Below are 18,297 nucleotides of genomic sequence, written 5' to 3'. Positions count from 1 at the left end.
GGTAAATCAATGCAAGATGTGGACACCCCTCAGCAATAAGCACAAGATGTAGGGTGTTTCAGTTCTGAAATTCCCGATTTCGTGCCGGCCGGCCGTACCTGGTTATGGCCGCCCCGCCGTTTTGGGTGAGCGTCCTGTTGGGGCCGGCCGTGCTTTCAAGTGGGCGCGCTTAGAATTGCGTTCCCAGCGAGAGGTACAGACTGTTGCGGTCTTGTTCGGCTTGGCCGTAAGCGAGGTAGACCGGGCCGAGGATGGTGTCGGCCCCGATGATGAAGGTAATCGCGTGGCGTAGGTTGTCCAGCCGGATTTGTTCGCGGGTGTCCCAAACGTTGCCGCTTTCGATCCAGCCGCCGAGGTAGACGCCTCTCCCCAGCGCGGCCGGCAGGGAACGGAAACGGTTGTAATAACCAAATCGGGCGACACCCAGCAGTTGTCCGCTGAGTTGGTCGGTACGGTAACCGGAAAAGGAGAGCAGGCCGCCGGCGGCGAGTAGGTCGTAATTAGGGAGCGTGCTGTTGAGGTTGTGGCCCAGGTTCATGCTGCCGAAGAAGGTGTGGTTGCCGCGGGTGCTGAACATGTCGAGGGAGCCTTCGAGCTTGCGGTAGTCGTCGTCCGCGCCCAGTGATTCGCGGGTGTCCTGGTAAAGCAGGGTCAGGGAGGTGCCGCGGTGAGGAAAATTGGTTTTATCCAAGCGGTCGAGTTCGAGCGCGGCCGTCCACTGGCCTACCTCAAAGTTGGCATCGTTTAAATCGAACAAACCCGAGTCGGTAATGATGTCCGTGACCAGGTCGGTTTCCAGGTCCGTGCGCACCTCGCCGCGGTCGATGCCGACGCGGAACTCGCCCCAGGTGCCCATCTGGTAACCGAGCGCGATGCCCGCGCGGAAAAGGTCGATATCGACATCGGTCAGGGTTTCGTCGCCGATGAGGAACGGGACGGTGCGGGTGCCGAACTCGATCGAGGGGGCCGCGAACAGCGGGCCGCGGTAATTCAGCGGCTGGTAGAACTCGGTGAAGATGCGGTTGACGCGGCCCAGTTCGACATCGTTGCGCCATTCAGCGCCGAGACGGTTGATGCGGGTCATGGTGGTGTTGAGCAACAAGCCGAACAAATCGTTGTCGCGTAAATCGCCGCCCATGTTGAAGCCGAAGTGGAAGTAATTGGGACCCCAAGACTTCTCGCGCAGCGAAAGAACGAGTACTGCTTGTGGCGGGGTGCTCGGGTCCGGGGGGAGATCGAGGTATTCAACGCGGAAGCGCACGTCTTCAAAATCGCCGAGTCCGTGGATCGCCAGCAGGTTGGCCATGAGGATGTCGACGTCGATGGGTTGCCCGATTTCGAGACCGATGCGGTTTTCAATGAAACGGTGGTGAACCGTGTCGAGCCCTTCAATGGTTATTTGGGTGAGGATCGGCGCGGACAGGCGTTTGCTCTGGACTTGGTCGCGCCAGGCCCGCCAAGCTTGGGGTGTGACCGAGAGGTCCTCGAGTTGCTCGAGTGTGTGTTGGGGGATGAGGGTGCCGCGGCGTACCGTTTCGGAGAGGCTGATGAAGTCGAGGAGGCCGATGCCGTCGATGGGCGGCGTGATCAAGAAATCGGCTTGGCCGAGGACTTCTTCTACGTTGAGGCGCGAGAGCATGCCGACCGCTTGGTTGGTGACCGATAGGAAGGAATTGAGTTGGTCGCGCGAGACCAGGGGGTCGCTGATGTCCACGGCGATCACGATGTCGGCGCCCATGTTGCGCACAATATCAATCGGCAGGTTGCGGGTCATGCCGCCGTCGACGAGCAGACAACCGTCGAGCATGACCGGTGCGAGCACGCCGGGGATGGCCGCGCTGGCGCGAATGGCGTGGGCCGGGGCGCCGCGGTCGATGACCACCATGGAACCTTCTTCAATGTCGGTTGCCACGGCGCGGAAGGGAATCGGCAGGTCGTCGAAATGTGGGTGGTGGGCGACACCCATGGTGCGGGCCAACAGTTCCATGGTGAGTTTGTGCCCTGAGCGAAAACCTTGGGGCGTGGAAAGTTTGCCGTTTTGGATGCCCATCTGAAGGTCGAGCACATAGCGTTCTTTGTCCCGTTTGCGGCGAAAGTTGAGCACGAGGCGGTTGGGGGTGTCGACCAGGGCGTCGGACCAGTCGATGCCGGTCAAGCAGGCCTCCAGTTCCGAGGCGCTGAGGCCGGAGGCGTAAAGGCCGCCGACGACCGCGCCCATGCTGGTGCCCGCGATGTAATCAATCGGGATGTCCATGGCCTCGAGCATTTTGAGGACGCCGATGTGGGCCAAACCCTTGGCACCGCCGCCACTTAGGGCCAGACCGATGGTCGGCCGTCCCGGATCGTTGGCCGGTGCTTGGTGCTGTTGGGCGTGAAGGGTGCCGGGAGCCGGCAAGAGACACAATAAAAGCAAGATTCGCATTCGCATGGGTTCGCTCTTTTCCGGTTCGGTAGTGGGCTGACACGGGTGTGACTTTACGGGAAATCGGCGCTTTTGCAAAGGTGCGAAATCCGACCGGCCCAGGTGTAGAATTTGGTTCCGTAAAAAAAAGGGTGCGAATCCGCAAACCGTGGTGCCGGTTTCTTGCCAAATACAAGTGTGCCAACCTAATATAAATGGATGGGCGCTTGTTGACGGGCGTGTCATGGTGTTTTTCCACGACTGCCGCGGCGGATTGGCGACAGCATCTTTTGGGGGAGGCTTTATGAGCAGCAGTGACGCATTGGCCCGCGCCACAAACGACAAACCGGTTCCGGTTTGGCAAAACATCCTCGTGATTTTGGGAACCCCGATTGCGGCGGCGATTGCCGTGCCGCTTTATGCGTACTACACCGGCTTCGGCGCGTTTGAATGGGCGTGTTTCGCTTTTTTCATGTTGGCGACCGGTTTGTCTATTACCGCCGGTTACCATCGCCTCTGGTCGCACCGCGCTTATGAAGCCCATTGGTTGATGCGTTTGTTTTTCGCAATTTTCGGTGCCTGCGCCATCCAGAACAGCATTCTCAACTGGTCCGCCGATCACCGACGCCACCATCGCCACGTCGATGACAACGACAAAGATCCCTATTCCATCAAGCGTGGTTTTTGGCATGCCCACATCGGTTGGATCTTGTTTAATGAGAAAGGCGCGCAAGACTTTAGCAATGTCAAAGATTTGCAGCGCGACCCCATTGTTATGTGGCAGCACCGCTACAACCTGACCCTCACCCTGACCACCAACATCGCTTTGCCCCTGCTGCTCGGATTGCTGAGCGGCAAATTGTGGGGGGTGTTCATTTTGGCGACCCTGCTGCGCGTGGTGCTCAACCACCATTTCACCTTTTTCATTAACTCCTTGGCCCACATCTGGGGACGGCGCCCTTACAGCGAGGACAACTCCGCGCGCGACAACGATTTCCTGGCGCTGCTGACCTACGGCGAGGGTTACCACAACTACCATCACCGCTTTCAGTACGACTACCGCAACGGCATTCGCTGGTGGCAGTTCGATCCCACCAAGTGGTTGATTCGAAGCGCGTCTTGGGTGGGTTTGACCTCGAAATTACGCACCGTGTCCGCTTTCCAAATCGAAAAAGCGCGTGCGGCGCTACAGTACCACCGCACCATGGCAAGCCTCGCACCCCACTCCCGTTGCGAAGAGTTGCGCGCCAAGCTCGAGTTGCAATACCGCGAGTACCAACAGGCGCTCAACGATTGGACCACCGCCAAGCAGGAATGGGTCACCGCCAAACGCGGCCAAATCAACGACAAATTGGAGCGTTTGGACCAACGCATGCGCTACTTGGAATACACCTACCGCCTCAAGCTCCAACGCAAGCGGTGGCGCTTGCTCAACGCGCAACTGGCGAGCTAACCCGCATTTCTCACAAGGAATTCTGCTACAAAGCCGAAACCCATGCGATTACAAGGGGGCGGCCTTCCGCATTACTCGGTCGAGCCGCCTTCGCCTCAGCTGCTACGCCGATAGGTCGGACCCCGAATGGTCGGACCCCTGCGCCGTGGCTTGGTCGTCATCTTCGTACTCACAAGGCTTTCTGCTTTTCGCGACGAATTCTTGTGAGAATTGCGGGCTAAATCACTTCAGGCAAAACGAAAAAGCGGCCCGGTCGAGGCATCGACCGGGCCGCTTTTGTTTTGAGGCTTAACGCTTAGAAATCGTAGCGTAAACGGACGTAGTAGAAACCGCCGTTAAAACCGAACGGGGTGAATTGGCTGTAGAGGTTGCCTACGCCGGAACGGGCGCCGGGGTTTTCCTCGGGGAAGGTGTCGAAGATGTTTTGGCCGCCGATGGTGATGCCCAAACGTTCGTCCCAGGTGTAGGCCAGCTCCGCGTCGACGAGGTATTCGCCGCCGTAAACCTGCACGTCTTCTGAATCGAACCAGTCGTCGAAGTAGCTCAGGCGACCCAGTACGCGGAAGTTACCCATGCGGTGGTTGGCCGCCAGGTTCCAGCGGATTTCGGGCAAACCTTCTTGCAACTCGCGGATGCGGGTCGCGTCGAGGGTGTCGGGGTTGAACTCTTCAACCGAGGTCTCGGTTTGGTTGAAGACCAGGCTGAAGTCGGTGTCGCCGCCCAAGGCCTCGGGGCGGTAAGTAGCGACCAGGTCAAAGCCTTCGGTTTTGGTTTCGAAGTCGTTGGTGAAGAAACGGAAATTCTGCAGGTTGGCGGCGCTGGTGACGCCTTCGGCCAGCAGATCTTCAACCTCTTGGGGGGTCAGTGCAAACAGTTGGGTGACGGCCAAACGATCTTTCAACTCGATGTTGAAATAATCCAAGGTGACGTTGATTTCGCCCAGCTTGAAGATGGTCCCCACGGTGTAGTTAATGGATTTTTCTGCAACCAGGGGTTCGCCGCCACGCAGGCGGGCGACCGCGGAAGAAGAGGGAATGGTGCCGTTGTTGACGAGTTCGCCGGCGGCGATGTCAAACTCGGTGGATACGTTGAAGGCGTTGGATTGGCCGGGTGTCGGCGCACGGAATCCGCTGCTGACGGAGCCGCGCGTGGCGAAGGCTTCGTTGAAGCGGTAGTTGAACGCGAATTTGCTGTTCATGGTGGTGCCGAAGTCGTCGAAGTCCTCAAAACGGGTGGCAACACCGGCCGTCCACTTTTCGCCAGTCAGTTCCAGGTCGGCGTAAAACGCGAAGTTGCCGCGGTCCCAGGAACCGGCCGCGAGCGGCGAGAAACCAGGAAAACCGTTAGAGGCGGCGGAGAAACCCTGGTTGGCCAAGCCGCCGATGGCGTAAGACTCAGCTTGGCCGAGGCCGATTTCGAAGGTTTCTTCGCGGTACTCGGCGCCCGCCGCGATGTTGGCGCGTTCGCTCAACGCGTAAGAGGTGTCAAAGTTGAAGCTGATCTCTTCTTGTTTGTAGAGACCGGGATCGAACGAGGTGGGTGAATCCGGGCCCAAGGACGCGTTGACCGTGTTGAAGATGAAGAAGTCAACTTCGTTGGCGCCGTAGCTCACGCTGGCGTCCCAGTACAGGCCGTCTTCGGTGGTGCCTCTGATACCGGTGTTGATCGCGTTGTCGACCACGTCACCGCCGAAGCTGGGGGTAAACCCGCCGGGGAACAACTCTTGGAAGGTCCAGCAGTCGGGGTTGGCAAAAACTTCGGCCAGGGCCGTAGGATCGGGGACGCCGTTGACGATGGGTACGGTGGGGCAGTCGGCGGAGCCGTCGAGTACACCGTCGCGCGCGTCAATCAAGTCACCGACCAGCAGCGTTTGACCGCCGTCGGCAGAATATACCGCGCTGCGTGTGTTGGGGTTACGGAAGTAGAAACCACCGGTTACCGTTTTGCTGACGTAGTTGGCGTGGCCGTAAAATTTTGAACCGTTGTCGAAGGTGTAGCCCCAGTTGGCCCACAACTTCAGGTCGTCTTCAATTTCGGGCGAGCCCCAGATCTGCGCTGGATTGGCGACCGCCGTATTGCCTGCCGCGATTAAACCCGCCGCATCGTCCCGCTGCACACTGCGGTTGGTGGGGTCGGTCTGACCGTATTCGAAGCTGAGGTTCAGGAAACCCAGCTCACCCCAAGGCAGGCCCACGTTGCCGCTAAAGGTGATGGTATCGCCGTCGCCTTCTTGGTAGGAACCGTTGCGTACTTCCAGGGTGGCGCCCTCACGGTCTTCTTTCAGCATGAAATTCATCACACCGGCAATGGCGTCTGAGCCGTATTGGGCCGAGGCGCCGTCGCGCAGCACTTCAACTTGGCGCAGGGCGATGGAGGGGATCGCGGAAATATCCGGGCCTTGGGCGCCGTCGGCGACCCCGTTACCGAGCCAGTAGATGACCGCGGCGCGGTGACGGCGCTTGCCGTTGACCAGGACCAAGGTGTGGTCGGGGGCCAGACCGCGCAGGTTGGCGGGGCGGACAACGGTGGCCGCGTCACTGATGGGTTGGGCGTTGACGTTAAAAGAAGGAACCAGGTTGCGCAGTTGGTTGGTGATGTCGGTTTCGCCTGAGTTGGCGATGTCGCCGACTTGCAACACGTCGATGGGAACCATGGATTCGGTGGCCGAGCGCGGTTTGGCGCGGCTACCGGTTACAACCAGCGCTTCGTAAAGCGTGTTTTCCTCTTCCTTTTTCTCCTCTTTGTTCTCTTGCTCTTTTGAGGAAGTCTCCTCCTGGGCAAGCACGGGGGCTGAAAAACTGATCAGCGCAAAGCCGACCAGGGCGAACAGCAGTGCTTGGTTCAATCTACCGTGCGTCATAATCTCTCCTATGATGAATGAATAAACAGGGATGGAACCCTGCCACGAAACCGAATGGTTCGATTGGGTCGCTCGTGAGGATGTTCCGCAAACTGGTGATAAGCCTTCGCTTGATCAAGCGATGGATGGATCAAAAATCAAGGCTAAGCGGAATGAAGAAATAGATAGGCCCAAGTTAAGGTGGGGGGTAACCGGCACGGTTCAAACACCTTTGAATGGGTTGAAAAGGTCAGCCGGAAGGATAAGATCAAGAGTCCTAACTTGGGTTGTTCAAGCGAAGTATAGCGGATTCCACGATCAGGTTTGAATGCTAAAACGGTTATTTTTTCTAAAGCGAGTGTGTTTTTGTGCCGAAATGGACGCTTTAGGGGAACCTTTTGGTGCTTTTTCCCGTTGGCGTTTGTTCTTAAATCGCCTGCTTTTGTTTCGCACCATAGAATGCAACAACCCCAACAAACGCCTTGGCCGCGGGCCGGCGTTTCTTCTTATCGCTGGGTGATTCGGTTGTGCGTGTTAGCAGCACAACCCGAATTGATCCAGGGTATCGGCCAAATTTTCGTCTGTCAGGACCACCGCGTTCCGCACTGCTGTCGGCAGCGTTTCTTCGGCGTCGGCGTCCAAAATCTCGCTAAGGTACAGCGTTTGTTGCCAGTGGACTGCCTCGCTGACGATCTGTTGGGGATCCTTGCAGACGATGGCGGCCACGTTGGCCGCTTCCGGGTCGCGCAACAAGGCGATGCGGCCGAAAACCGTCAGGATGGTGCGCAACTGGTGGCCGAGCACCGCGTTGGCTTCGGCGTCTGCCAAGTTAAAAGCCGCGAACCCGCCCGGGGCTAAAGCGGTGTGGATCAGTTGCATGAATTCGCGGGTCATGAGGTGGGGCGGCAAATCAATGGCGCCGTAGCAATCGCAGAGCAGGATGTCAAAGGCCGGCAGGGATTCTTCGGCCAGGCAACGGCGTAAGTCGTCTTCCAACACCCTGGCGTTGGGCTCGAGGAAAAAATGCTGTTTGGCACATTCGATGACGCGGGGGTTGATTTCAATGCAGGTTTTATCGAGTTCGGGCCAGATCGCGGCGGCCGCGTGCCAGAAGCCGCAACCGCCCAAGCCGCCCATGAGCATGGTTTTGGGGGCCGCCCCGCGGCGGCGTAGGTAACCCAGGTAAAGCGCCACGTAGGAAAGCACCGGTTTACCGGGCGTATCGCAATCAATCGCCCCGTGCAGGCTGTCTTCAAAGTAAAGCAGCTTAAGGTGGGGATCCTGGGTTTCGCAAACGCGCAACCACTCAAAATCGTCCTGGTAATCGTGCAAGATGGTGGCTTGTGGGGGCGGTCCGTCCTGGAGGTCGGCCATGTGGTACTGCTTCAAAACCGTTCCTTCACGGGGATTAGGATTGTTCCGACCAACGAACCGGCAAAGTGCGCGGACCGCGTGCGAGGGAAGAGCCCGTCTGCCAGGAGACGCCCTCCGCCACCAGTTTGGCTTTTTTCAACCGGGGTAGGATGACGGGAATTGCTTGGTGCGCGATCACGCGCAGCAGATCTTTATCGATGATGGGCAACAAATCCAGGGCAAGGGGCTGCTTTAAGGTGCGATCGGGTTGAAAGGTGTCGGGATTTTCAGCGAAGGCGGGGTCGCGGTGCGCCGCGCCGAGGCAGAGCCAAACACTTTGGCCGCGGTGGACGGCTTTCCCGTGGAGCATGACGTCTTCGTGGGCCATGAGCGGGAAAAACTGAACCGGCGAATCGTAGCGCAGGCACTCCTCGAAGGTCGCGCGCATGACCGCGGGATCGTCGAGCGCCAGATCCTGTTCCTGATGGTAGTGGATGAGCGGAATCAAGGCGTTGCCCAAGCCGTGGGCGCTGTTTTCGGTTAGGGTGTGCAGTAAAAAGACCAGCATGTCGACCAAGTCTTCCTCGGCGACGGGATCGCCCTGTTCGGGTGAGGCCAACAATGCGGTGAGGGCGTCTTCGCCGCCGGTATTGCGCAGTTGTTTGGCGGAGACCAGTTCGAGGTACATGCGCAGGAGGTCGCCGAAAATAAGGTTTTTGGAGGAAATGCGGCCGCCCATGCCCGCCAGTTCGAAAAGGCGTCCGTCCAGTTCGGTGAGGATTGAACGGAAGCGGAACCGCATGGTTTCGGGGACGCCGAGCAAATCGGCAACCACACCCAGTACCAGGGGTTTGATGAACCGTGCCATCAGGTCGGAGATGCCCCATTCGGGAAGGGCCGCGGCCAACCGCTCCGCCTCGTCCCGCCATAAGCCGGCGTACTTTTGCAGGCTGCTTTCGGTGAGGATATGGTCGAGGCGTTGGCGGAAGTAACTTTTTTGGACCGGGTTAATGAGGCGATACCAGCGGTTGCAGGCCGCTTCAAAAGGCATCGCCTCTTCATCCACCTCGGTAAAGATCGGTTCGAGGGAAAAGCGGTCGTGGTTGAGGAAACGATGGATGTCCTCGTTGCCAAAAACCATCCAACATTCGAGCGCACTCCAATGCAGGGGGTCGTCCTCGCGAAAACGGTTGTAAAAAGGATAGGGATTTTTGAGCGCATCGGGCAGGAACGGATGGAATAAAGGGGTTTGCGGCATGGGAATTCCTGAAGCGTGACAGTCTCATTGGGAAGGTGGCCGTGTGGGTTGGGGTTCATACCTTAAGAAACGCGATAACTCGTGGTGACTTTAACGAAACCTCTGGGCTGCAACGGCCTGGGAGAATGCGCAACGCACCCCGTGAGTGCGGTCGTGCGCGACCCCGGCTCGTTTTTCCAAACCATTTTGCTCCAGATTTTTAGCCAAAATCCCTCGCTCTTATCGCTCCGCTTAGGTCAAAACTCGATCAGCCCGGACGGAAATCCGCGTGCAAACAAGCGGGTCGACCAGCCACCATTATAATGAAGTTACGTCGCTTTGGAATGATTCTGTGCGGTGCAACCCAAAAAAGCCTTTTGCGTCGGTTTGGCCGGTGTTGGCCAGGTGGCGTTAAATTGGTGCGGCATGAAAACTGTGGCTGCTGGGCTATGGTTTGGGGCGCGGTAAATTTTTGCGATGGGTCTTTTGGTTTCGCCGCGGCCGCCCTCTGTTCTTCACTTAAGCGGGGGCTTTTGCTATGGTGAATCCAGCTTGTCGGTAAGAAGCGGTCGTGTTGAACTTCCCGTTGCCAGACTTTTTGTCTGCCGGTTTGGGTTCGCCCGATGGATTGCATCGCCGGCTTGTTCGTGGGGTTCTTAGCGCCTTCGCCCGCGTCCACTCGGACGTGTTTTTCGCGTTGTTCCCCCGAACGCGTTCCTCGCGTTCTCTCTGGCGCGTTTCTCGCGTTTCCGACGTGTCTCTCCCGTCGTAGATTCTTAACCACCGTGGCATCATGACTCACTTACGCGCGTTTTTCCTGCTCCATCTTGCATTGTTTCTGACCGTGGCGAGCGTGCAGCCCGCCCATGCTTGGCAGTCCCAAGTCCTCAAAAAGTTAGACGACCAGAGTTTTGCCGCGCTTGCCAAAGGGCGCGGCGCCTACCTGGATGTGCGTGTCGCGGACCCCGCCGACTTAATCGGCATGGTTAAGTTGTATACCGGGCGCTTCGGTGATCCGAAATTTTCTCTCAAAAAATACGAGGTGACGCGGGTTAACGCCAAGCGGGCTTTGATTCCCTATTTCCAATTGTCACCTACCTTCCGCCGCGCCTATGTTGCGGCCATGTGGCCTGGCAGCAGCCTGAAGGGCTCGCGTCTGCGGCACCGAGTTTTGTATCCCGGCCACGAAACCTTGTGGTCGATTTCGCAGATTTTTACCGGGACCGGTACCCACTGGGAGCGCATCAAAAAAGCATCGGGCCTCAAGTCAGATCGGGTTTACAAGGGTTTGGTGGTGTCCATTCCCAAAAGCATTCTGTTCCGCGAGTTACGGGGCGATTTGGTGAGTGATCTTCCTCGGCCGGATGATCCCAGCCCGGCCGTGCCCCACGAAACGCCGGCGACCGAGGTGGTGCCGCAAGCCTCGTCCTCGCCGTCGGCGGACGCGGCGGAACCGACCGCTCCCGGTCCCGTGTTTCACGACCCGAAACCGATTCAGCAGGTGACGCCGACACCCGTGACCGAAACCCCGTTACCCTCCTTCGAGGCGACGCTAAAAGATCAACAAGACGCGTCGTCCTCGGGACCGCCTGAAGAAGTTACCGGACCCTCCGAGGAGACGCCGGGGCCGTCCGAGGAGACGCCGGGGCCGCCTGGCGAAAACCCGGCCGCCGGCGACGACGATACCGAGCCTTCCAGTGCCTCGGGTGATGTCGCCGTCGGTGAAGAGCCGATTGAAGCGCAAAAGGATTTTGTCGAAGCGCAAGACAACGTCGCTGACACAACCTCGGGTGAAGCCGAGCAGACTGACGTCCCGGCGGAAGAAAAACCCAAGCCCGACGCGGCGGCACAGCAACGGATTCTCAAACATCTGGCAGAATTGGACAAAATGCGCGCCATGCTGAGCTGGGGAAAAGACGGGAAAGGTCGCTTTGCCCAATACCGTTTAAAAGCGGGCGAGGCCATTTACAGTTCGGTGGTCGTGCGTTTTTGTGGTCTGACGCGGGCGGCCGATGTTAACCGTGTCGCGCGAACCATTATCCAGCGCAATCAGATTCGCGACGAAACCGATTTGGCCATCGGTACCCCGATCCGCATTCCCTACGAATTGCTCGAACCCGAATACATGGCCAAGGACGATCCCGTTTTCCAAGCCTATTTGGAGAACTTGGCCGAGGTTTCCATGATGGCCACCACGGTGGCCTCGCGCAACCTCGACGGCGTTTACATCATCCTAGACGCCGGTCACGGCGGACGCGATCCCGGCGCCATGCCCCACGGGATTTGGGAAGATGATTACGTCTACGACATAATGTGCCGGGTCAAAGCGCGCTTGGAAAAAGAAACCGGCGCCGTGGTGATCCCGACCATTCTCGATCCATCCGTATCTTATAAAGTGCAAGATGTGCGTAATTTTCGTCGTGATAACGACGAAGTCCTTTTAACCCAACCGCGTTATCCGTTAACCGCCAAAAACATGGCGGTCGACGGCGTTCACCTGCGTTGGCTGATTGCCAACCACCACTACCATCGCCTGGTCAGCCAGGGGGTGAAACCGGAAAACATTTTGTTTGCCAGCTTCCATGCCGAGTCGCTGCACCGCAGCATACGCGGCGCCATGTTCTACGTGCCCGATGCCCGTTTGGGGCCGAAACGATCCCCGGCTTCGCGTTACAAACGTTACGCCGAGTATCGTGGCAATACCTTTACCTTTTCCAAGAAGCAGTTGCGCAAGGCGCAGGCCTTGAGTACCAGCTTCGCCATGAATCTCAAAGCGGCCAAAAAAGAGGCCGGAATTCGGGTTTACCATCAAAAGCCGATCCGTTCGGCGATCTATCGTAACCCGCGCAAACCATTTGTTCCCGCCGTCATTCGCTATAACCGGGTGCCGACCCGCGTGTTGGTGGAGGTGTGTAACCTCAACAACAAACACGATCGGGCCAACATGAAAAATGCACCATTTCGGCAGAAGGTTGCGGATGCGTTCGTTCAGGCGCTGTTGCGTACCTACCAAACGGACGGCGCCTAGGGGCGCTCGCCGGCCGGGGACCCAATTTCAGAAAGGACAGGAGGAGCAGCGATGGCTGTGATTCGCGCGAATCGGGGGACTGAACTCAAGTGCAAGGGCTGGGTTCAAGAAGCGGCCTTCCGCATGATTCAAAACAATTTGGACCCAGAAGTGGCCGAGGAACCGGATAAGTTAATTGTTTACGGCGGGCTGGGTAAAGCCGCGCGTAATTGGGATTGTTATGAGGCCATCTTGCGAGAGCTTCAGCAGTTGGAAGAGGATCAAACCCTGCTGGTTCAGTCGGGCAAGCCGGTGGCGGTGTTTCAATCACACAAGGATGCCCCGCGTGTTTTGATTTCCAACTCAATGCTCGTGCCCAATTGGGCCAACTGGGAGCATTTTCACGAATTAGATCGCAAGGGATTGATGATGTACGGCCAGATGACGGCCGGCTCTTGGATTTACATTGGAACCCAGGGCATCTTACAAGGAACCTATGAGACCTTCGTCGAGGCGGGTCGCCAACACTACGGCGGCGATTTAGCCGGTCGCGTGATTGTGACTGCCGGGCTCGGTGGCATGGGCGGCGCGCAGCCGCTGGCGGCAACCATGGCCGGCGCGGCGTGTTTGGCGATTGAAGTGGACCCGGTCCGCATCCAGAAACGTCTAGAAACCCGTTACCTTGATGAAAGTTACGACAATTTGGACGACGCCTTGGCCCGGATCGAAAAAGCGCGTGCCGGCAAAGAAGCCGTTTCCGTCGGTGTGCTTGGCAATGCGGCCGATATTTTGCCCGAATTGTTGGCGCGTGGTTTTTTGCCGGACATGCTCACCGATCAAACTTCCGCGCATGACGAACTCAACGGCTATGTACCCAACGGCTGTAGCTTGGAAGAAGCGGTTACCTTGCGCGAGTCGGACCCGGACCGTTATCAGAAGGAATCCCTGCGGACCATGGGCGAGCATGTTCAGGCCATGCTGGATTTCCAGAAACGCGGGGTTCCAACCTTTGACTACGGCAACAACATTCGTGCCCAGGCGCAACGGGTAGGCGTGGAAAACGCCTTTGATTTCAAAGGGTTTGTGCCTTTGTACATCCGGCCTTTGTTTTGTCAGGGCAGTGGGCCTTTCCGTTGGGTGGCGCTTTCGGGTGATCCCGAGGACATTTACACCACGGATCGTGCGCTTAAAGAACTTTTCCCCGAGAACCACGCCTTGGCCCGTTGGTTGGATGAGGCGGGTGAAAAGGTCCAATTCCAGGGGCTTCCCTCGCGTATTTGCTGGCTGCCTTACGGGGACCGCGCCAAAGCCGGTTTGATGTTTAACGAGCTGGTGCGCAGCGGCAAGGTGAAGGCGCCGATTGTCATTGGCCGTGACCACTTGGATTCCGGGTCGGTTGCTTCGCCCAACCGGGAAACCGAAGGCATGAAAGACGGTTCCGACGCCGTGGCCGATTGGCCGATTCTCAACGCCTTGATTAACACCGCCAACGGTGCCTCCTGGGTGAGTGTTCACCACGGTGGCGGTGTGGGTCTGGGTTACTCCATTCACGCCGGCATGGTGGTTGTCGCCGACGGTAGCGACGATGCCGAGCAACGTCTGCAGCGCGTGTTGACCAGTGATCCGGGCATGGGCATTGTGCGCCATGTGGATGCGGGTTACGAGCTTGCCGAGGAACACGCGCGCAAAAAAGGCGTCCATGTGCCGATGATGAAAGCTTAGCAGTTTGGTTTAAGCTGAAGCGAGCCTGCCCAAGGTGGGCTCGCTTTTGGTTTTGACGGCGCTCAGGTCTTGGATGAAACCCAAGCAGCGCCTCGGCGGGCCTGATGCAAGTTAGGGCTGGGCATTGAGACGACAGAATGTTACTATTCTAAGTTTTGTTTAGCGAATGAGAACCCCGCGTAACCCAAGGCAGTCAGCGGATTTTTGCCTCCAGAAGACCATACTTTTCTGATGGATTGGGTTGCGATCTTTTTGTTTTTTATCGAACACGCGAGGGATGTATGCTCAATGGGCTTCTGAAACGAGTGCAGTATCGTAATATTGCCGCGCTGTTTTTTGTTGTTGTGTCTTTGATTTTTTTGGGTGCTGTTGTTTTTCAGAGCCCGGAACCAAAAGAAGTTGCGGTGCCTGAACCGGTTCCCGTTGTCGCGGTGCCGGTCCCGGTTGAGCCCGAGGTGGTTGATCCCCGTTCCTTGTTGACCTGGAAACGCGGTGCTTTTGGACGGACGTTAATTTACACCCAACTTCAGCAACAGGGTGTCGAGGGCGGCGACATTCACCGCATTATCGACTTGCTGACGCCCGTTTATAACTTTCGGAAATCTCACCCCGAGCATATGTGGGAAGTGGGTTTTCATGAGGACGGCCGACTCGCCGCCTTTACATTAAAAGTATCGCCTGTTGAGATATACGACATTAACGATCTGGACACCGAGGCCGTTTTACAACGTCGCGAGATTGAAACCTTTACCGAAACCAAAACCGTGCGTGGCACCATTGACATTAGTTTGTTTGGTGCCTTGGCTGAAGAGCCGCAAACCGCCGTGCTGGCCGGTAAACTTGCTAAGGTATTCGCCTGGGATATCGACTTTTACAAGGATCCCCGTCAAGGCGATCACTTCGATATGTTGGTCGAAGCCAAGTACGTTCGCAACGATGACGGTGTCCATTTTCTCGAATACGGCGAGATTTTGGCCGCCCGTTACCAGGGTGCATTTGATACCTATGACGCATTTGCTTTTGACGCGGGTGATGGTGAACTAGGTTACTATAATTCCGAGGGCAAGTCGCTTGTCCGTGAAATGATGCGCTCGCCGCTGAAGTTGCAGCGCGTTACCTCGCGCTTCAATAAAAATCGCTTTCATCCCGTGCTGAAACGGCGCCGTCCCCACAACGGGGTTGACTATGGTGCGCCGCGCAACACCCCGGTGATGGCGGTTGCCTCCGGTCGGGTTGTCCGTGCCGGTCGCTACGGTGGCGCCGGGATTGCCGTTGAAATTAAGCACCGCAACAAAATTTTGACCCAATATTTTCATCTCAACAAAATCGCCAAGGGCGTCCATGTTGGCTCCCGTGTCAAGCAGGGTGAGGTGATTGGTTATGTCGGCAAAACCGGTTACGCCACCGGTTACCACCTGCACTTCGGCATGAAACGCAACGGCCGCTATGTCGATCCACTGGCGCAGAAGTTCCCACCCAGTACGCCGGTCCCACAAGAATTGCGGGGTGCCTTTCAGACCAAGGTTGCTCATTACCTGACCCAGATTGACGGCGTGGATAACCGCAATGTCCTGGTTCGCAAAGCCGGGGATTCTGCCGGGGAAAAGACAAGCCAAGCGGATTGATCGCCGCGTTATTGCGCCCCGGCGCGCGCCGGGATTCTCTGCAAACGCGGTGGCCGGATCGACGTCGAGGCCTTGATGACGCGGGTTTGCCCGCGGATCGCTTGGTCGCCCGGCGGGTTTGGTGCAGGACATCGGGGTTTCGCCGGCTTCCGCCCAATCGAACGACCGCTTCAAAAATACGACATGTTCCCGGCTTTTTCGGTATGATCGGGGCGCGAATGACGGCCGGGTTTTTTGGCCGGCCGGCGACCGTCGCCTCGCAACGGTCGCTTGGGCGAAGGGGGAATAGGTGTCCCAGGAAAACACACTTCACGAAACATTAGCCGCGGTGATTGATCCGTTAACCGAATGGTCCTTGGGTGATCAGGGCTCGCTGGTTTGCGCGGAGGAACGCGACGATGAAGTGCGCGTAACGCTTGATCTGCCGTATCCCTCACTCTTGGGTGAAGCGGCTTTACGTGCCGCGGTCGAAGCGCGGGTGCGTACGTTCACCACGAAACCGCCGCGGCTCTCCTTTTCCCAGACGGTTAAAGCCGTGCCGGTGCCGGGCAAACAGAAAATTCCCGGCGTCGCCAATCTGATCGCGATTGCCAGCGGTAAAGGTGGTGTCGGTAAATCGACCGTGACCGTTAACACGGCGATGGCTTTGCAGCAAGCCGGTGCACGGGTTGGCATCTTGGATTGCGATCTATATGGACCCAGCGTGCCCGCCATGTTTGGGGTTGAAGAGCAAATGGTTGCCAACCGCGAAAAGAAATTGGTTCCTGTCGACGTTTACGGCATCAAAATGGTTTCGATGGGGTTCCTTATGGCGCGTCACCAAGCCTTGAGTTGGCGCGGACCCATGTTACACAAAATGCTGTCGCAATTCCTCTTCGGGGTGGATTGGGGCACCTTGGATTACCTCCTGCTTGATTTACCCCCGGGTACCGGGGACGTGCAACTGAGCCTGACCCAATTGGCGCCCATGGCCGGGGCCGCCTTGGTTACCACGCCGCAAAAGGTTGCACTGCGCGACGTGATGCGCGGCTTGGAAATGTTCAAGGATGTGGGCGTGCCCGTGTTGGGATTGGTTGAGAACATGAGCTACTATGCCTGCCCCTGTTGTGACGAACGAACCTATGTTTTCGGTCGTGACGGTGGCAAACGCTTGGCTAAGCGATACGAAATCCCGTTTTTGGGAGAAGTGCCTATGTCGCGCCGGGTACCCTCCGCGCTGGGGAGCGGCGAGCCGCTGATGCTGCGCGCCCAAACCGACGCCGCGGAGCCCGGGGTAGCCACCCTTGCCGCCGCGTTTCGAGATGTTAGTGCCCGTTTGATCGGACGCTTGGTCGTGGCCGAGCCGCGTTTTGCGGTGGGCGGACCCGACGCGATGGAGGTGTAACGTGACCACATCACCTGAACAAAAAACCGTACAGACCCGAACCAACGCCCATGCCGTGGTCGCCGTGCATTCGGCCAAGGGTGGTGTCGGTAAATCAACCGTGAGTGTGAATCTCGCCGTGGGTTTGGCGCAACGAGGTTTGCGTGTGGGTTTGCTTGACGCCGACATTCACGGACCCAGTGCCACCTTGCTGCTGGGCAATGCGGATTGGCCTGATCCGGGACCGGAACCCAATACCATTCACCCCCTCAAGGCACACGGCATCCATTTTATTTCGATGGGGAACATCGCCAACAAGCAAACTCCGCTGATTTGGCGCGGCGCCATGGTTCACAACATGTTGTCCCAATTCTACAGTCAGGTGCTTTGGCCGGAATTGGACATTTTGCTGATTGACATGCCGCCGGGTACCGGCGACGCTTTGCTGACCACCGCCCAGGCAGACCCCCCCAGCGGGGTGATCGTGGTCAGCACGCCCCAAGAACTGAGTTTGCTGGACACCGTGCGCGGTGTGCGGGCCTTCCGTGATCTCAATGTGCCCATTCTCGGTTTTGTCGAGAACATGAGTTTCTTGAGCTGCACGGGTTGTGGTTATGAAGACGACCTCTTTGGGAAAGGTGCCGCCGAGGCCGTCGCCGAGCAACTCGGCTTTCCGTTTTTGGGCGCGCTGCCGATTGATTCCGTTATCTGTGATTCCGGTGATGCCGGTGTTCCCTTTGTGTTAGCGCGGTCCGCCTCTGCATCGGTGCAAGCGATGAACGCGATTGTGGATAAGGTACATGCCGGCCTCGACGATCTCGATGTGTTGGGCGCTTGGTCCTTGGAATGGGCGGAACTCGATTGGCTCACGCGCGTGGCCGAGCCGCCGGAACAGCGCGAGGCGGCGGGTTACCCGTTGCGCGCCTTGTGGCAGGTGAGTCGGGATGAATTGGGGCTGATGTGGGCCGACGGCACCACGCAAATCATCGGGACCCGGCCCTTGCGTCTGGCCTGTCCCTGCGCCCGTTGCGTCGACGAGATCAGTGGTGAACCCTTGTTGGATCCCGACACGGTTCCCAGCGACATCACCCTGCGTGTGGTTAAAAGCGTCGGCCGTTACGGGCTAGCCCCCGTGTTTAGCGACGGCCACAAAAGCGGGATTTTTAGCTTTCCATATCTGCGCGCCTTGGGCGCCCCGGGTTAGCCCGCAATTCTCACAAGGAATGCTGCTACGGGGCAACCCATGCGATGACGAGGGGCGGCCTTCCGCGGGGCGGCCGGCCGCCTTACTCGGTCG

At 57.9% G+C, this 18,297-nt stretch carries 10 protein-coding genes; 6 read left to right on the top strand and 4 right to left on the bottom strand.

The features are described 5' to 3' along the window. Positions 1-169: 169 nt before the first annotated feature. Positions 170-2,428 carry a patatin-like phospholipase family protein gene (locus J3U88_RS22655; RefSeq protein ID WP_207861270.1) on the bottom strand — a complete coding sequence of 753 codons (2,259 nt, stop codon included), beginning with the start codon at positions 2,426-2,428 and terminating at the stop codon, positions 170-172. A 277-nt stretch (positions 2,429-2,705) separates the two neighbouring features. On the opposite strand from J3U88_RS22655, the gene J3U88_RS22650 reads away from it, so the two are divergent. Next, positions 2,706-3,854, top strand: a complete 1,149-nt coding sequence (locus J3U88_RS22650) for an acyl-CoA desaturase (protein WP_207861269.1) — start codon at positions 2,706-2,708, stop codon at positions 3,852-3,854. 295 nt (positions 3,855-4,149) lie between these two features. Here J3U88_RS22650 and J3U88_RS22645 read toward each other — a convergent pair whose 3' ends face one another. The 3 genes from J3U88_RS22645 to J3U88_RS22635 all read right to left on the bottom strand — a co-directional run bounded on the left by J3U88_RS22645 (position 4,150) and on the right by J3U88_RS22635 (position 9,304). Then, positions 4,150-6,714, bottom strand: coding sequence for a TonB-dependent receptor plug domain-containing protein (locus J3U88_RS22645; protein WP_207861268.1), 2,565 nt, complete (start codon positions 6,712-6,714; stop codon positions 4,150-4,152). Positions 6,715-7,227: 513 nt separating this feature from the next. Beyond that, positions 7,228-8,082 (bottom strand): fused MFS/spermidine synthase, encoded by an 855-nt coding sequence (locus J3U88_RS22640; protein WP_207861267.1) that lies wholly within the window; start codon positions 8,080-8,082, stop codon positions 7,228-7,230. A 19-nt stretch (positions 8,083-8,101) separates the two neighbouring features. Further along, positions 8,102-9,304 carry a cytochrome P450 gene (locus tag J3U88_RS22635; RefSeq protein ID WP_207861266.1) on the bottom strand — a complete coding sequence of 401 codons (1,203 nt, stop codon included), beginning with the start codon at positions 9,302-9,304 and terminating at the stop codon, positions 8,102-8,104. A 772-nt stretch (positions 9,305-10,076) separates the two neighbouring features. On the opposite strand from J3U88_RS22635, the gene J3U88_RS22630 reads away from it, so the two are divergent. The 5 genes from J3U88_RS22630 to J3U88_RS22610 all read left to right on the top strand — a co-directional run bounded on the left by J3U88_RS22630 (position 10,077) and on the right by J3U88_RS22610 (position 18,204). Next, the gene (locus J3U88_RS22630; protein ID WP_207861265.1) at positions 10,077-12,311 is read left to right on the top strand and encodes an N-acetylmuramoyl-L-alanine amidase; all 2,235 of its coding nucleotides are present in this window, start codon (positions 10,077-10,079) and stop codon (positions 12,309-12,311) included. Positions 12,312-12,362: 51 nt separating this feature from the next. Then, positions 12,363-14,012 (top strand): urocanate hydratase, encoded by a 1,650-nt coding sequence (hutU, locus tag J3U88_RS22625; protein ID WP_207861264.1) that lies wholly within the window; start codon positions 12,363-12,365, stop codon positions 14,010-14,012. Between the two features lie 404 nt (positions 14,013-14,416). Continuing rightward, a complete protein-coding gene (locus J3U88_RS22620) occupies positions 14,417-15,637 on the top strand; it encodes a peptidoglycan DD-metalloendopeptidase family protein (RefSeq protein WP_207861263.1) in 1,221 nt (406 codons plus the stop codon). Between the two features lie 289 nt (positions 15,638-15,926). After that, a complete protein-coding gene (locus tag J3U88_RS22615) occupies positions 15,927-17,021 on the top strand; it encodes a P-loop NTPase (protein WP_207861262.1) in 1,095 nt (364 codons plus the stop codon). A gap of 1 nt (position 17,022) precedes the next feature. Beyond that, the gene (locus J3U88_RS22610; RefSeq protein WP_207861261.1) at positions 17,023-18,204 is read left to right on the top strand and encodes a P-loop NTPase; all 1,182 of its coding nucleotides are present in this window, start codon (positions 17,023-17,025) and stop codon (positions 18,202-18,204) included. Positions 18,205-18,297 lie beyond the last annotated feature (93 nt).

The sequence above is a fragment of the Acanthopleuribacter pedis genome (assembly GCF_017377855.1).
Lineage (GTDB): Bacteria > Acidobacteriota > Holophagae > Acanthopleuribacterales > Acanthopleuribacteraceae > Acanthopleuribacter > Acanthopleuribacter pedis.
Note: the sequence above shows the minus strand (reverse complement) of the source record. Positions and strands in the feature narration are given on the sequence as shown.

Bases quoted from the DNA above. Each gene is read 5' to 3' on its own strand.
- J3U88_RS22655 (WP_207861270.1), bottom strand. From the start codon at position 2,428: ATGCGAATGCGAATCTTGCTTTTATTGTGTCTCTTGCCGGCTCCCGGC.
- J3U88_RS22635 (WP_207861266.1), bottom strand. From the start codon at position 9,304: ATGCCGCAAACCCCTTTATTCCATCCGTTCCTGCCCGATGCGCTCAAA.
- hutU (WP_207861264.1), top strand. From the start codon at position 12,363: ATGGCTGTGATTCGCGCGAATCGGGGGACTGAACTCAAGTGCAAGGGC.
- J3U88_RS22645 (WP_207861268.1), bottom strand. From the start codon at position 6,714: ATGACGCACGGTAGATTGAACCAAGCACTGCTGTTCGCCCTGGTCGGC.
- J3U88_RS22630 (WP_207861265.1), top strand. From the start codon at position 10,077: ATGACTCACTTACGCGCGTTTTTCCTGCTCCATCTTGCATTGTTTCTG.
- J3U88_RS22650 (WP_207861269.1), top strand. From the start codon at position 2,706: ATGAGCAGCAGTGACGCATTGGCCCGCGCCACAAACGACAAACCGGTT.